Below are 13,424 nucleotides of genomic sequence, written 5' to 3'. Positions count from 1 at the left end.
GTAGTGACGGGGGCGCGGGCGCAGTGGCGGAATCCGCCCCCGACAGCGCGGATTCTGCCGGAACATCGGGGGATGGGGAGGCATTTCGCCTAGCTGTTCAGAAAGTTGCCGACAATTTGTCAGGCGTGGCGCAAGGCGCGGTAGACCGCTGCGCCGACGAAGGCGCCGAGATCCTGCGCCGTCCACCCGCCTTCGCCCGCGAGCAGCGTGCGCACCGCGCCTTCGCCGGCCGACACCCACAGCTCCACCAGCACCGGCAGCTTGCGTTCGGCGTCCTCGGTGCCCCAGGCGCGCAGGGTCGGGCGCAGCAGGGTGCCGCAGCGTTCGATGGCGAGGGCACGGCCGCGGCCGAACGAATCCGCAACGGCCGGATCGGGATTGCCGTAGAGCAGGCGCCAGGCGTCGGGCCGGGCGGCCGCCTTCTCCAGCAGCGCGCGGAAGCCCTCGATGAATACGGTCTCGCCCGCGTCCACGTCGCGGCGGCGCATCACGCCGAGCAGGTCGTCGACCAGGTAGCTCTCTTCGCGCTGGATCAGCGCTTCGATCAATTCGACGCGGTCGGCGAAGCAGGCGTAGACCACCGGGCGGGTCACGTTCATCCGTTCGGCTATGGCGGCCATGGTGATCGCCGCGATGCCGTGTTCAACGGCGATGGCCAGCGCGGTGTCGAGCACCTGCGGGCGGCGGCGTTCCGGGCCGAGGTGCGGCGCTCGCTGCCGCGGTTGCACGGCCGAATCGCTACCCATGGGCACCAACATAGCAGTGCATGTTGCGGAGTTCTCGCTGGTCCCGCGCTTATAGATCAGCTTCCTACGTCGGTGAAGGTTAATGCTACAGTCGTGCATGAAGTCGGCTGGATAGTGCCGACTGTCTTTGCCGAGCGACCTGCACACGGGTGCGAGCGCTATGCCACAGCCGAGGAGTCAGCGATGACCGAAACCCTGTTCAACCCGAAGACCTGCGAGTTCGCCGAGTTCGACGCCGAGACCCGCCGGTTGCTGCGCGCGACCGTCGATTGGTTCGAGACCCGTGGCAAAGCGGTGCTCAAGCAGGAGGATCGGGATCGGGTCTGGTATGCCGAGTTCCTCGATTTCGTGAAGCGCGAGGCGGTCTTCGCGACTTTCCTCACACCGGCGGCCGAGGCGGACGGTGATCCGAACAAGCGCTGGGACACCGCGCGGATCGCGATGATGAGCAAGATCCTCGGCTTCTACTCCATGCAGTACTGGTATGTCTGGCAGGTCAGCATCCTCGGCCTCGGCCCGATCTGGCAGAGCGACAATGCGGCGGCCAAGCGGCGGGCGGCCGCCCTGCTCGCCTCGGGCGAGATCTTCGCTTTCGGCCTGTCCGAGAAGGCGCACGGAGCCGACGTCTACTCGACCGACATGATGGTCGCGCCGCAGCCCGGCGGCGGCTACCTGGCCACCGGCGCCAAGCACTACATCGGCAACGGCAATCAGGCCGCGCTGGTCTCGGTGTTCGGACGGCGCTCGGACAAGCCGATCATCGACAGCTCGAAGGCGCTGGAAAGTAAACCGACACAGCAGGATTACGAGGGCTACCTCTTCTTCCTCGCGGACAGCAAGCACGAGAACTACCACCTGCGCGGCAATGTCGTGGACAGTCAGATGTACGTGGCGGCCTTCGATCTGGAGAACTATCCCGTTGCCGAGGAAGACATCCTGCACCGCGGCGAGGCGGCCTTCCACGCGGCGATGAACACCGTCAACGTCGGCAAGTTCAATCTCGGCTTCGGTGCCGTCGGCGCGTGCGAACACGCCTACTACGAGGCCGTGACGCATGCCGAGAACCGAATCCTGTTCGGCCACAAGGTGACCGAGTTCCCGCAGGTGCAGTCTCTGCTGACCGACTCGTACGCGCGGCTGATGGCGATGAAGCTCTACAGCGAGCGGGCCATCGATTACCTGCGGTCCGCCTCCCCGGAAGACCGGCGCTACCTGCTGTTCAACGCGATCGAGAAGATGACCGTCACCCGGCAGGGGCAGCGGATCATCGAGGATCTCGCCGATGTGATCGCCGCGCGCGGTTTCGAGAAGGACATGTACTTCCCGATCGCGATGCTCGGCCTGTTCGGACTGCCTCGGCTGGAAGGCACCGTGCACGTGAACATGGCGCTGTCACTGAAGTTCATGGCCAACTACATGTTCCACCCCGCTGACGCTGGCCTTGCCGCCCTGCGCGTGTTGCCCGGCGCGGGCGCCGCACCCAAGAGCGCGGTCCGCGCCGTCTCGGGCGCGCTGAGCTGGTCGAGCCGCACGCTCGCCGCGCGCGCGGGCACCGCGATCCCGAAGCTGCGCACCGAGCTGGCCGGCGCCGCCTACGCTCCGGTCCCGACCCGCCGCGACCCCGCCGACGACGAATTCCTCTTCCGTCAGGGACCCAGCAGCGGCCTCGGCCGCATCCGCTTCAGCGACTGGCGCCAGGTCTTCGAAAAGTTCACCCACATACCGAATGTCGCGGTCTTCCTGGACCAGGCCCTGGCCTTCCAAACCCTGCTCGCCGCCGCCTCTCCGACCGCCGCTCAGCAACGCGACGTCGACTTCCTCTTCGCACTGGGCGAACTCTTCACCGCCCTGCCCTACGCCCAACTCGTCCTCGAACAGGCCGAGATCGAAGGCACCGACCCGGCCGTGCTCGACCAGATCTTCGACAATTTCGTCCGCGAATTCGCCGAGAACGCGCTGACGCTGCACACCAAACCCACCGCAACCAAAGCCCAGCAAACCCGAGCCCTCGACCTCATCCGCCGCCCCGTCCCCGACCGCCCCCGCTTCGAGAAGGTGTTGACCCAGGCCAGGTCCCTCGCCGGAACCTACGAAATGAACCCCTGAACGTAGGCTGTACTTCATGGTCGATCACCTCGGCGTTGCCGCACCGTGGCTCCGGATGAGCCGTTGGAGTTGTCGGTCACTGTCGGTACGATTTCGCTATGACCGCTGTCGAGGAGCCTCTTATGGCCGCTGAGTCTCTGATGACCACCGAGGAGTTCGAAGAACTGGCTCGGATAGCTGGTCGTGTGTCAGAGGGTTTGCGATTGGAGTTCATCGACGGAAAGCTGGGGGCGAAGGCAGTGCCGGACGGGGATCATGGCTGCATAATCGAATGGTTGATTCGCGCGTTCTTGCTGTTGCGTCCGGAACTATGGCTGTTTCAGGAGCAGGGACTGAAGGTCGAGGGCTATCGATCCGGTCGTGCCAGGCCCGACGGAGTTCTTGCGCCGAGCGGTGTATTCGCAGGACAACCCGAATGGGCTGATCCCGAGCCAGTGCTGCTTGTCGTCGAAGTGACGTCGCACGACCAGGACACCGAACGCCGGGATCGGGAGGAGAAGCCTCGTGCCTACGCGCAGGCATGTATCCCGGTTTACCTGCTGGTCGACCGTGATTCCTGTGAGTTCGTCGTCTACAGCACACCTGTGGATGGGAAGTATCAGCTCGCTCTGACGCTGCCCTTCGGCACCGTGCTAACTCTTCCGGACCCTGTCGGCGTCACGATCGACACTGAACCGATCAAAAACTGGGTGCGTTGAGTTCGTCCGCTTAGACGGTGAATTCGGCGATTACCGGGGCATGGTCGCTGGCGCCCTTGCCTTTTCGTTCCTCGCGGTCGACGAAGGCGTCTTTGGTGGTGGCGGCGAGGGTGGGGGAGGCGAGGATGAAGTCGATGCGCATGCCCTCTTTGCGGGGGAAGCGGAGTTGGGTGTAGTCCCAGTAGGTGTAGACGCCGGGGCCGGGGGCGAAGGGGCGCATGACGTCGGCGAAGCCGGTGTCAAGGAAGGCTTGGAAGGCGTCGCGTTCGGGTTGGGAGGTGTGCGTCTTGTGGACGAAGAGTTCGGGGGCCCAGACGTCGTCGTCGGTCGGGGCGATGTTCCAGTCACCGACCAGGGCGATCTTCGCCTTCGGGTCTTCGGCGAGCCAGCGGGCGCCGCTTTCCCGCAGCGCGGCAAGCCATTCCAGCTTGTAGGCGTAGTGCGGGTCGGCGAGGGCGCGGCCGTTGGGCACGTACAGGCTCCACACCCGGACGCCGCCGCAGGTGGCGCCGAGCGCGCGTGACTCGACGACGGGTGCGCTGATCAGCGATTCCCCCGCTTCCTTGTCGAAGCCGGGCTGGTTCGGGAAGGCGAGCTCGACGTCGGTCAGCCCGACCCGGGAGACGATCGCAACCCCGTTCCACTGGTTGATGCCGAGATGGGCGACCTCGTAGCCGAGTTCGTCGAACCGCTCGAACGGGAACTGGTCGTCGCGGCACTTGGTCTCTTGGATGGCCAGCACATCGATGTTCTGGCGGTCCAGGAATTCCGCAACCCGATCGAGCCGGGAGCGGATCGAGTTGACGTTCCAGGTGGCGAGACGCACAGCTGCCTTCCTCGATGCGGGTCTGATTCCGTTCTACCGCAGGTCGGCAGCACGGGCGAGCGCGGCGGGTGCCGCATAGCGGTACATGTGGTGTTCGACGAAACCGAGCTCGCGATACAGCGCGATGGCGGCACCGTTGCCTGCCTCCACTTGAAGGTACGCGTGCGTCGCGCCCCGCCCGTGACCCCACCGGATCAGCTCGGCACACACCAGCGAGCCGAGCCCTTTCCTGCGGTGCTCCGCGCCCACCGCGACGCAGGTGAGCCCGATCCAGCGGCGCCCGTCCGGCGCGGTGGTGAGCGCGCCGCGCCCGATCGCAATCGGCGTCGGCACACCCAGCGAGGCGAACCCGAGCTCGCCGTCGCGCACCGCGGTCAGCACCTCGATATTGGGTTCCGGCGTCGAAAGTCGCTGCGGCGTCACCACTTCGCCCTCGAAGCGGTGCAACTCCAGCCAGGCGTCGTCCGGCGCACCGGCGATCCGCACCATCGACGGCCCCTGCGGGAGCACGAAATTCTCGATGTCGATGGCCATCACGACGGTCTCGCGCCAGCTGTCCCACCCAGGTGGAATGGGTGCGAGGCGGTCGGGCAGTGCGAGCAGCAGCGGCAGGCCGTGCGCGGTATACCACTCGCCGACCCGATGGATGGCATCCGGCGTCAGCGCCGCGGGACCGTCGGAACCACCCAGCGGCAGTGCGGAATTGGCGCGGCCGGTGTACCCGTGCCCGGCCCGCACGAACCACCCGTCGATCCAGGAGTGCTCGACGCCGGGCCAGGCGTCGGCCGCCGCGGCCTCCAGCGACCTGATCTCCTTGGTCCGAATCGGCCTCGGCCCCACCGCTTTCAGCGCGACCACCCGGTCCGGGGTCACCGAGACGGTGCGCCCGTCGGCGGCGCGCACGGTCGGCGGGTCCAGCGAGACCAGTTCGCCGATCACATCGGTGAGTGGTTGTGGATAACCCGCGGGCAACCGGTAGCGCAGCACGACTCGACGACCGAGCGGGATCTGCGGAAATGGGCCGTCCGCGTCAGTCGTCATGGCCGAACGGATCCGCGACGGTCCCGGGGATCCAGCTGAGTCCCGGTGTGCCCCAACCGTTGCGCTTGATCGCCTTCTTCGCCGCACGGGCATTGCGCCCGATCAGCACGTCGACGTAGAGGAAACCGTCCAGGTGGCCGACCTCGTGCTGCAGCATGCGGGCGAAGAAACCCTTGCCCTCGATCTCCACCGGCGCACCGTGCTCATCGGTGCCGGTGACCTTCGCCCACTCGGCCCGCCCGGTCGGGTACTGCTCGCCGGGCACCGAGAGGCAGCCCTCTTCGTCGTCGTCGGGGTCCGGCATGGTCTCCGGGATCGCCGAGGTCTCCAGCACCGGGTTGATCACCGCGCCGCGGCGCCTGCTCGCGGTGCCGTCGGGCGCGACGTCGGGGCAGTCGTAGACGAACAGGCGCAGCGGCACACCGACCTGATTGGCGGCAAGGCCGACGCCGTGTGCGGCGTCGAGCGTCTCGTACATGTCCGCGATGAGCTCGGCCAGTTCCTCCGGTGACTGGGTGACCTGCTCGGTCGGGTTGTGCAGAACCGGGTCGCCGACGATCACGATCGGGAGGATAGCCATGAACACAATTATTGCCGCGCCGCTGGGCCGCCGGCCGTGCGGGGGCGGCAACCTTTCCGCGACACGCTTACCGGCAGGTAGCGAACACGCCGCGCCGTAGCCCTGGCTATCCCACGGTCTCGTGGTTGAATGATCCGCGACGTACAAGCACCATTTTTCGTCTGGTGGTAACTCGGCGAGGGAGCAAGATGGACGGCGCAGCGGCACGGAATCTTTCCGCGATCCAGGGCGACCCTTCCGCGAGCGACGATGTCACGGCAGCGGAATCGACGGGCGACGGTGACAATCTCAGCCGTCGCGAACACGACATCCTGGCCTTCGAGCGCCAGTGGTGGAAGTACGCGGGGGCCAAGGAAGAAGCCATCCGGGAGCTGTTCGGCATGTCGCCCACCCGGTATTACCAGGTGCTGAATGCTGTTGTGGATCGGCAGGAGGCGCTCGCCGCCGACCCGATGCTGGTCAAGCGGCTGCGCCGACTGCGAGCGAGCAGGCAAAAAGCCAGGGCCGCACGACGGCTCGGATTCCAGGTATGACCGGGCTAGGCTCGAGTAGGTGAGCTACCCGAATCCCACCTCCGGTGGGCCGCCATTGCGAGCGTTGGCGATGGTGTTGATCGCACTGGCCATTGTGTTCGGCGGACTGGGTGCGATGTCGCTATCGAAGTCCGATGCGGACAACGCGGGATCCGAGCAGTCGGAGTCGGCGACGACCGTCCCGCAGGCCTCCGCCCCCACCGCGGTCATCAAGCCGACCACCGCCGCGCCGCCCTCGGCCGACGCACCCGCCTCGTCCACCACGGCGCCGCCGTCGTCCACGACCCCACCGCCGACCACCACCCCGGCGCCGACCACCCCCACCGGTGCCGCGGCCAAGTCCGTTCCGGTGCGCGTGCTCAACAACAGCATGATCGCCGGGCTGGCAGGCAAGACCGCTAATCAGCTCACCGCCGAAGGCTGGAATGTCGTCGAGACGGGCAACTACCCCGGCGTCAATATCCCGAAAACGACCGTGTACTACGGCAATTCGGCGGGCGACAAAGAAGCCGGACTGGCCATCGCGCAGGAGCTCGGCATCACCGCGGAACCGAAGTCGAGTGGCTTGGGCGAGTCCTCGCCCGGTGTAACCGTCATCGTGACGGGTAACTGACAACTGGCGACCGGTCGTCGCAACTGGCGACCTGCCGCTGAACGGGCCTGTCACTGCGCAACACGGCGGGCGTGGCATCATCTTGTCCGGTAACGAACGTGTCCACCCAGCTTTACTCGTAAACTCGGTACTCGTAAAGGAGTTCCCCGATGGCCCCGTCCACAACTCGACGCCCGTCCTGGCGGACTGTGACCCCGGTGCTCGCGGTCGCGGTACTCGGCCTCGCAGGCTGCACCAACAGCCAGGAGTCGAGTGACGTCAAGGGAACGACCCCGCCGGTGTGGAGCGGTGCGGCCGCCCCGCCGGCGAGCGAATCCGGCAAGGAAACCGGCACCGCCGACGCGAACACGGGTGTGAAGGTCGACCTGAAGGACGCCTCGGGCTCCTCGGTCGGCACAGCGAACTTCGTCAAGGACGGCAACCACCTGCAGGTCACCGTCGAGGCGCACGGCCTGCGCCCCGGATTCCACGGCCTGCACGTGCACTCGATCGGCAAGTGCGAGCCCAACTCGGTCGCACCGACCGGCGGACCGTCCGGCGATTTCCTCTCCGCCGGTGGCCATCTGCAGGTCGGTAGCGCGAACACGCACCCGGCCAGCGGCGACCTCACCTCGCTGCAGGTGCGCTCGGACGGCTCGGCCAAGCTGGTCACCACCACCGACGCGGTGACCATGGACGAGCTGAAGAGCAAGGCGCTGATGATCCACGCCGACGCCGACAACTTCGGCAACATTCCGAACCGATACCTCCGTGCCGACGGCGTTGCCGGCCCGGATGACACGACGCTAGCAACGGGCGACGCGGGTGGCCGCGTCGCCTGCGGTGTGATCCAGTAGCGCAGGAGCCGACATGGCCGGGGCAGGTAGAGAACACGTTTCCTTCCCGGGTTCGCCCCGGCCCACCATCGGCATCGAGTGGGAGATCGCCCTCGTCGACAAGGTGAGTCGCGATCTGTCGAATACCGCTGCGGCGGTGTTCGATTCGCTCGGCGACCTGAAAGCGCACGACGGCACCCCGCAGGTGACCAAGGAGCTGTTGCGCAACACCGTCGAGCTCGTCACCGGGGTGCACGACACCGTCGGCGAGGCGGTGGACGATCTGCGCGGCACCATGGACGCGGTCCGCCGCGCCGCCGACCCGCTCGGCGTCGACCTGTTCTGTGCGGGTACGCACCCGTTCGCACAGTGGTCGGCCCAGCAGCTGACCCGCTCGGAGCACTACGACGAGCTGATCGAGCGCACCCAGTGGTGGGGCCGCCAGATGATGATCTGGGGGGTGCACGTGCACGTCGGGGTCTCGCACCGGGACAAGGTCTTTCCGATCCTGAACGCGCTGCTGATGCAGTACCCGCATTTGCTCGCGCTGTCCGCGTCGTCGCCGATGTGGGCGGGCGCCGACACCGGCTACGCCAGCAACCGCACGCTGATGTTCCAGCAACTACCCACCGCGGGTCTGCCGTTCCAGTTCGAAAACTGGCACCAGTTCGAGCATTTCGTGCACGACCAGTTCAAAACCGGTGTGTTCGAACAGCTCGGCGGCATGCACTGGGACATCAGGCCCGCGCCGAAGTGGGGCACCATCGAGGTACGGGTGTGCGACGGGACCTCCACCCGCGCCGAGCTGGCGGCGCTGGCCGCGCTGATCCACTGCCTGATCGTCGATCTGGACCGCCGCATCGACGAGGGCGAGACGTTGCCGTCGCTGCCGCCGTGGCACGTGCAGGAGAACAAGTGGCGGGCCGCCCGCTACGGGCTGGACGCGATCGTCATCGTCGACGACAAGAGCAATGAGCGGCTGGTCACCGACGACGTGACCGACCTGCTGAACCGGCTGGAGCCGACCGCCAAACGGCTCGGCTGCTCGGACGAATTGGCCTTCGTCGCCGAGATCCCGGAGCGAGGTGCGTCATACCAGCGGCAGCGCAAAGTCGCCGCCGCGGCGCAGGGTGACCTGGTCGCGGTGGTAGACGCGCTGGTCAAGGAGCTCGAGCAGTAGCACTGCCCGGCGATCGGTCGCTCACTGTTCAGTCGGCCGGTGGGATGGCGTTCACCCCCCGTTTACTATGGTCGACGTGCTTGTCGAAGACCCGGGACCCAGAGTAGGAAGCGCCGCTCCTCGGTTGCGTGTGCCGCCGACCCGGGTGTGGGTCGCGGCGGGCGTCGCCGCGGTGCCGGTGCTGTTGATCGCGCTGCAGATCGTGGCGGTCCGCGAAGGGTTCCAGGGTCCGCTCGGCAGTCTGTGGCAGGACTACGTCGGCACCCCCAAGTCGATGTCGGTGCCGTGGGCGGGCTTGATCCTTGCCCTGGTCGGCATTTCGACGCGGCACCGGATCATCGCGCTGAGCGCGGCCGTGGCCATCGACGCGGTGTGGGCGGGCATCCGGTTGCTGAGCGGCGCGTCGTTCGCGGTCGGCAACGGACCGGTCATCGTGCTCACCGGGCTTGCGGTGTTCGCGTGGCTGCGCTGGGACGGGACCCAGCGGCGCAGTGCGCTGCATGCCGCCGCGCTCGGCGCGCTGCTCATCCTCGCCACCAAGGTCGGTGACGTGTGGCTGCACGTCACGATCATGAGCAGGCCCGCGGTGCTCGACGAATACGTGCTGCTCGCCGACCACGCGCTCGGCGATCCGTCCTGGGTGATGGGGCGGGTGCTCGACGTGCTCGGGCCGGTCGTCTACGGCGTGCTGCACTGGGTGTACATCGAGCTGCCGGTCGCGGCGATCGCGGTCGCGGTGTGGCAGCTGCGCCGGGTGGTGTCCAGCGGTCGCTGGCCGAGTCACTATCTGGTGCGCACGTTTCTGGTGCTCGGGCTGGTCGGCCCGGTCGTCTATGTGATCTTCCCGGTGGTCGGGCCGATGTTCGCGTTCGGCGCGGACGGCAACGGGCTACAGCTGGGCAACTATTGGCCGGGCGTGGTGCCGCCGCTGGATCGCAACCCGATGCCGATGCCGTTCGACTCGGTGACGCCACGCAACTGCATGCCGTCCATGCATACGGCCTGGGCGCTGTCGGTCTTCCTGCACACCCGCCGCGATACCGACGGCGGCCCCGCGCCGAGCCTGGTGCGCTGGGGCGGCGCGTTCTGGCTGCTGGCCACGGTGATCGCCACCCTCGGCTTCGGTTATCACTACGGCGTCGACCTGGTCGCGGGCGCGGTGCTGTGCCTGACCGTCGAGTCGGCGCTGCGCGATCCGGAACGCGGCTGGGGCTGGTTCCGCATCCGGCTCGTCGCGGGCGGCACCGTGGTGCTCGCCGTGCTGCTGCTGTCCTACCGCTACCTGTCGGTGCCGATGGCCGAATACCCGGTGCTGGCAGGCACGGTCGTGCTCGCGCTGCTCGCGGGCGTGGCCGCGGGCTTCCACGCCACCTGGTTCGCCGGGCAGCGACAGACCGTCGCCTCGCAACGGGAAATCGAGACCGCCGCGCGCTGAGCCGAACTCAGTCGGCCAGGCCGTATTCAGTGCCGACCAGGCCGTTTTCAGTCGACCGAGTCGATGGTGTCGCCGAGTTCGTTCACGGTGAGCAGGCCGTCGCGGTGGCGCTGTTCCCGGTAAGCGGTGCGTCCGATGAGGTGGGCGACCACCGGGGCGGTGATCAGCGTGAAAAGCCCGACCAGCACCAGCGCCCAGACATTGCCGTGGCCGACCAGCTCGATGGCCGCGCCCTCCAGCACCAGGATCAGGCCGACCACCTGAGGTTTGGTGGCGGCGTGCATGCGGGTGAGGGTGTCGGGGAAGCGCACGATCGCGATCGACGCGGTCAGCGCCAAGGTGGCGCCGAACAGGATCAGCACGGCGGAGATCCACTGCCACACGGTCATCGGTGGCCGCCGGCCCGAGATATCGGTTGTCTCAGCATCATTGGTCTCCGTCGGGTGTCACTGTTCGTCCTTCACCCGGAAGCGGGTGACGGCGGCCGAGCCGAGGAAGCCGACCAGCGCCAGCGCGATGATCGCCGGGATGATGGTGGTGTCCTGGCTGTAGGCCGCCCAGACGGCCAGGCCGGACGCGGCGATCGCCATCAGCGAGTCGATGCCGACGATCCGGTCCAGGGTGCTCGGCCCGGCCAGAATGCGATAGCTGGTGATCACGGCGGCGGCGGTCAGCAGCACGCCGGCGATGATGGCGACAACGGTCACAGTTCCGCCTCCGGCACCTTGCTGGAACGCCATTCGGAGTGGCGCTCGAACGAGTCGATCAGCAGCTTCTCCAGGCGCCGGGTGGTCCGATAGAACTTGTCCACCGCCGCGTCGCTGCTCACATCCAGCACGTGCACGTAGACCACGCAGCGGCGCCGATCGATCTCCAGCACCATGGTGCCCGGGATCAGGTTCAGTAGGTCCGTGCACAGCACGAGCACCAGGTCGGACTTGGTGCTCAAGTACACGCGCAGCACCCCGGAGACCGGCGGCGGCGCGGGCCGGATCGCGAACCACGCCACCTGCAGGCTGGACTCGATCGCGTAATACGTTGCCACCACGACCAATTCGACCAGCGACAGTGGATGCAGCCGCCCGTTCACCGGCACCCTCGGCAGCGGCAGCGCCACCATGATCAGCGCGCTCACCGCGAGCCCGGCCAGCAGGTTGGCGATGCTGAGATCGCCCCACAGCGCGATCCAGACGACGGTGAGCCAGCTCAGCACGCTGATCCGCACGACGATCTCGCGGCTCAGCCCGTTCATCGGCTCGCCCCCGAGCCGTCCGGCGCGGTGCCGAGCACCGCGGTGATGTACACGCCGGGATCGCGCAGGTCCGCGGCCGCCCGGTCGGCGATGCCGAGGATCGGGCCCGCGAGCACCGTCAGGCTCAGCCCGGCCAGCACCAGCGCCGCCGTCGATCCGACCATCAGCACCGGCATCCGGCCGGGCCGCGGGCGATCGTCGTAGTGCACGTCGGTCGAATCCTCGATCAGCGACGGGGTTTTCGCGGCGGTGAGGTGCCCCTCCGGCGCCTCCGCGCGCGGCCGCCAGAACGCCTTGCTCCACACCCGCGCGACGGCGTACAGCGTGAGCAGACTGGTGAGCACCGATCCCGCCACCAGCGTCCAGGCCAGCACGCTGCCGTCCTGCACGCCCGCCTGCAGCAGCGTGGCCTTGCCGATGAAGCCTGAGAACGGCGGTATGCCACCGAGATTCAGCGCGGGGATCAGGAACAGCACGGCGAGCAGCGGACTCGCCGCGGCCAGCCCGCCCAGCCTGCGCAGCGAGGTCGAACCCGCCTGCCGCTCGATCAACCCGACCACCAGGAACAGCGCGGTCTGCACCAGAATGTGGTGGGCCACATAGAAAACCGCGCCGGCCAGGCCCGCGGTGCTGGCCAGCCCGACGCCGAAGATCATGTACCCGATGTGGCTGACCAGCGTGAACGAGAGCAGTCGCCGGATGTCGCTCTGCGCGATCGCGCCGAAGATGCCGACCAGCATGGTGAGCAAGCCGCACACCAGCAGGATCGAGTCGAACTCACCGCCGGGAAACAGCAGCGAGTGCGTCCGGATGATGGCGTACACACCGACTTTCGTGAGCAGGCCGGCGAACACCGCGGTCACCGGCGCTGGCGCGGTGGGGTAGGAGTCGGGCAGCCAGTTCGACAGCGGGAACACCGCGGCCTTGATGCCGAACGCCACCAGCAGCACGGCGTAGATGGCGGTGCGGGTGCCCTCGGGCACCGCGCCGATCCGCTGCGCCAGCTGGGCCAGGTTCAGCGTGCCGGTGGCCGCGTAGGTCATGCCGATGCCGGTCAGGAAGATCAGCGACGCCAGCATCGAGACCATCACATAGGACACACCCGCGCGGATCCGCTCCTCGGTGCCGCCGACGGTGAGCAGCACGAACGACGCGGCGAGCAGGATCTCGAAGCCGACGAACAGGTTGAACAGGTCACCGGCCAGGAACGCGGCCGAAACACCGCCGGTCAGCACCAGATAGGTGGGCCGGTAGATCGAGGTGGGCTGGCGCTCGTCGCCGTCGCGAATGTTCTGCCCCGAACCGTAGATCGCGACGGCGAGCAGCACGATGGACGAGACGAGCAGCATCGCCGCGGACAGCCGGTCCACCACCAGGGAGATGCCGATCGGCGTCTCCCAGCCGCCGACCTGCAGCGCGGTGGTGCCGTCGCGGTCGGCCAGGTACAGCAGCAGCCCGCAGATGACGACCACGGCACTCAGCGCGCCGAGCATGATCGTGCGCTGGGTCCGTGGCCTGCGCCCGAAGACCAGGGTGCCCGCCGCGGCGAGCAGCGGCACCAGCACGGGGAGCGGCATGAGGATCGGCAGCAGTCCGGGG

Annotated in this window: 15 protein-coding genes; 7 read left to right on the top strand and 8 right to left on the bottom strand. The window is 67.7% G+C overall.

Annotation, left to right across the window (positions count from 1 at the left end; genetic code table 11):
• Positions 1 to 119 precede the first annotated feature (119 nt).
• Complete coding sequence (locus tag ACIHA7_RS06685) at positions 120 to 746, bottom strand: TetR/AcrR family transcriptional regulator (RefSeq protein ID WP_397286225.1); 627 nt, start codon at positions 744 to 746, stop codon at positions 120 to 122.
• Between the two features lie 183 nt (positions 747 to 929).
• Here ACIHA7_RS06685 and ACIHA7_RS06680 point away from each other — a divergent pair, with 183 nt between their 5' ends.
• A complete protein-coding gene (locus ACIHA7_RS06680) occupies positions 930 to 2,852 on the top strand; it encodes an acyl-CoA dehydrogenase family protein (protein ID WP_397286223.1) in 1,923 nt (640 codons plus the stop codon).
• Positions 2,853 to 2,950: 98 nt separating this feature from the next.
• A complete protein-coding gene (locus ACIHA7_RS06675; RefSeq protein WP_397286221.1) occupies positions 2,951 to 3,550 on the top strand; it encodes a Uma2 family endonuclease in 600 nt (199 codons plus the stop codon).
• 10 nt (positions 3,551 to 3,560) lie between these two features.
• On the opposite strand, the gene ACIHA7_RS06670 is transcribed toward ACIHA7_RS06675, so the two are convergent.
• Genes ACIHA7_RS06670 through ACIHA7_RS06660 form a run of 3 tightly spaced genes read right to left on the bottom strand, consistent with a single transcriptional unit; the run spans position 3,561 to position 5,997 of the window.
• Positions 3,561 to 4,376, bottom strand: a complete 816-nt coding sequence (locus ACIHA7_RS06670; RefSeq protein ID WP_397286218.1) for an exodeoxyribonuclease III — start codon at positions 4,374 to 4,376, stop codon at positions 3,561 to 3,563.
• A gap of 33 nt (positions 4,377 to 4,409) precedes the next feature.
• A complete protein-coding gene (locus ACIHA7_RS06665) occupies positions 4,410 to 5,417 on the bottom strand; it encodes a GNAT family N-acetyltransferase (RefSeq protein ID WP_397286216.1) in 1,008 nt (335 codons plus the stop codon).
• A complete protein-coding gene (locus ACIHA7_RS06660) occupies positions 5,407 to 5,997 on the bottom strand; it encodes a peptide deformylase (protein ID WP_397286214.1) in 591 nt (196 codons plus the stop codon). The genes ACIHA7_RS06665 and ACIHA7_RS06660 overlap by 11 nt, the downstream gene beginning before the upstream one ends.
• A 188-nt stretch (positions 5,998 to 6,185) precedes the next feature.
• On the opposite strand from ACIHA7_RS06660, the gene ACIHA7_RS06655 reads away from it, so the two are divergent.
• From ACIHA7_RS06655 to ACIHA7_RS06635, 5 genes are all read left to right on the top strand, one after another.
• Positions 6,186 to 6,530, top strand: coding sequence for a DUF3263 domain-containing protein (locus ACIHA7_RS06655; protein WP_107659719.1), 345 nt, complete (start codon positions 6,186 to 6,188; stop codon positions 6,528 to 6,530).
• 19 nt (positions 6,531 to 6,549) lie between these two features.
• Positions 6,550 to 7,143: a LytR C-terminal domain-containing protein gene (locus ACIHA7_RS06650; RefSeq protein ID WP_397286212.1), complete on the top strand. Its 594-nt coding sequence runs from the start codon at positions 6,550 to 6,552 to the stop codon at positions 7,141 to 7,143.
• Between the two features lie 149 nt (positions 7,144 to 7,292).
• On the top strand, positions 7,293 to 7,979 hold the full coding sequence (gene sodC / locus ACIHA7_RS06645; protein WP_397286209.1) for a superoxide dismutase[Cu-Zn]: 687 nt from the start codon (positions 7,293 to 7,295) through the stop codon (positions 7,977 to 7,979).
• Between the two features lie 13 nt (positions 7,980 to 7,992).
• Positions 7,993 to 9,138 carry a glutamate--cysteine ligase gene (locus ACIHA7_RS06640; protein ID WP_107659716.1) on the top strand — a complete coding sequence of 382 codons (1,146 nt, stop codon included), beginning with the start codon at positions 7,993 to 7,995 and terminating at the stop codon, positions 9,136 to 9,138.
• A gap of 145 nt (positions 9,139 to 9,283) precedes the next feature.
• A complete protein-coding gene (locus ACIHA7_RS06635) occupies positions 9,284 to 10,573 on the top strand; it encodes a DUF5933 domain-containing protein (protein ID WP_397286563.1) in 1,290 nt (429 codons plus the stop codon).
• A 47-nt stretch (positions 10,574 to 10,620) separates the two neighbouring features.
• Here ACIHA7_RS06635 and mnhG read toward each other — a convergent pair whose 3' ends face one another.
• Genes mnhG through ACIHA7_RS06615 form a run of 4 tightly spaced genes read right to left on the bottom strand, consistent with a single transcriptional unit; the run spans position 10,621 to position 13,402 of the window.
• Positions 10,621 to 10,962, bottom strand: coding sequence for a monovalent cation/H(+) antiporter subunit G (gene mnhG, locus ACIHA7_RS06630; protein ID WP_107659714.1), 342 nt, complete (start codon positions 10,960 to 10,962; stop codon positions 10,621 to 10,623).
• A 57-nt stretch (positions 10,963 to 11,019) separates the two neighbouring features.
• On the bottom strand, positions 11,020 to 11,280 hold the full coding sequence (locus ACIHA7_RS06625) for a monovalent cation/H+ antiporter complex subunit F (RefSeq protein WP_107659713.1): 261 nt from the start codon (positions 11,278 to 11,280) through the stop codon (positions 11,020 to 11,022).
• Positions 11,277 to 11,816, bottom strand: coding sequence for a Na+/H+ antiporter subunit E (locus ACIHA7_RS06620; RefSeq protein WP_397286561.1), 540 nt, complete (start codon positions 11,814 to 11,816; stop codon positions 11,277 to 11,279). The genes ACIHA7_RS06625 and ACIHA7_RS06620 overlap by 4 nt, the downstream gene beginning before the upstream one ends.
• Before the next feature lie 5 nt (positions 11,817 to 11,821).
• The gene (locus ACIHA7_RS06615; RefSeq protein ID WP_397286559.1) at positions 11,822 to 13,402 is read right to left on the bottom strand and encodes a Na+/H+ antiporter subunit D; all 1,581 of its coding nucleotides are present in this window, start codon (positions 13,400 to 13,402) and stop codon (positions 11,822 to 11,824) included.
• Positions 13,403 to 13,424 lie beyond the last annotated feature (22 nt).

The sequence above is a fragment of the Nocardia sp. NPDC052316 genome (genome assembly GCF_044547795.1).
GTDB lineage: Bacteria > Actinomycetota > Actinomycetes > Mycobacteriales > Mycobacteriaceae > Nocardia.
This window is presented reverse-complemented; position numbering and strand designations above follow the sequence as displayed.

What these genes read in the sequence shown, in the direction of transcription:
- ACIHA7_RS06660 (WP_397286214.1), bottom strand. Translation starts at nt 5,997, where the DNA reads ATGGCTATCCTCCCGATCGTGATCGTCGGCGACCCGGTTCTGCACAAC.
- ACIHA7_RS06675 (WP_397286221.1), top strand. Translation starts at nt 2,951, where the DNA reads ATGACCGCTGTCGAGGAGCCTCTTATGGCCGCTGAGTCTCTGATGACC.
- ACIHA7_RS06680 (WP_397286223.1), top strand. Translation starts at nt 930, where the DNA reads ATGACCGAAACCCTGTTCAACCCGAAGACCTGCGAGTTCGCCGAGTTC.
- ACIHA7_RS06665 (WP_397286216.1), bottom strand. Translation starts at nt 5,417, where the DNA reads ATGACGACTGACGCGGACGGCCCATTTCCGCAGATCCCGCTCGGTCGT.
- ACIHA7_RS06640 (WP_107659716.1), top strand. Translation starts at nt 7,993, where the DNA reads ATGGCCGGGGCAGGTAGAGAACACGTTTCCTTCCCGGGTTCGCCCCGG.
- mnhG (WP_107659714.1), bottom strand. Translation starts at nt 10,962, where the DNA reads ATGACCGTGTGGCAGTGGATCTCCGCCGTGCTGATCCTGTTCGGCGCC.
- ACIHA7_RS06615 (WP_397286559.1), bottom strand. Translation starts at nt 13,402, where the DNA reads ATGCCGCTCCCCGTGCTGGTGCCGCTGCTCGCCGCGGCGGGCACCCTG.
- ACIHA7_RS06655 (WP_107659719.1), top strand. Translation starts at nt 6,186, where the DNA reads ATGGACGGCGCAGCGGCACGGAATCTTTCCGCGATCCAGGGCGACCCT.
- sodC (WP_397286209.1), top strand. Translation starts at nt 7,293, where the DNA reads ATGGCCCCGTCCACAACTCGACGCCCGTCCTGGCGGACTGTGACCCCG.
- ACIHA7_RS06685 (WP_397286225.1), bottom strand. Translation starts at nt 746, where the DNA reads ATGGGTAGCGATTCGGCCGTGCAACCGCGGCAGCGAGCGCCGCACCTC.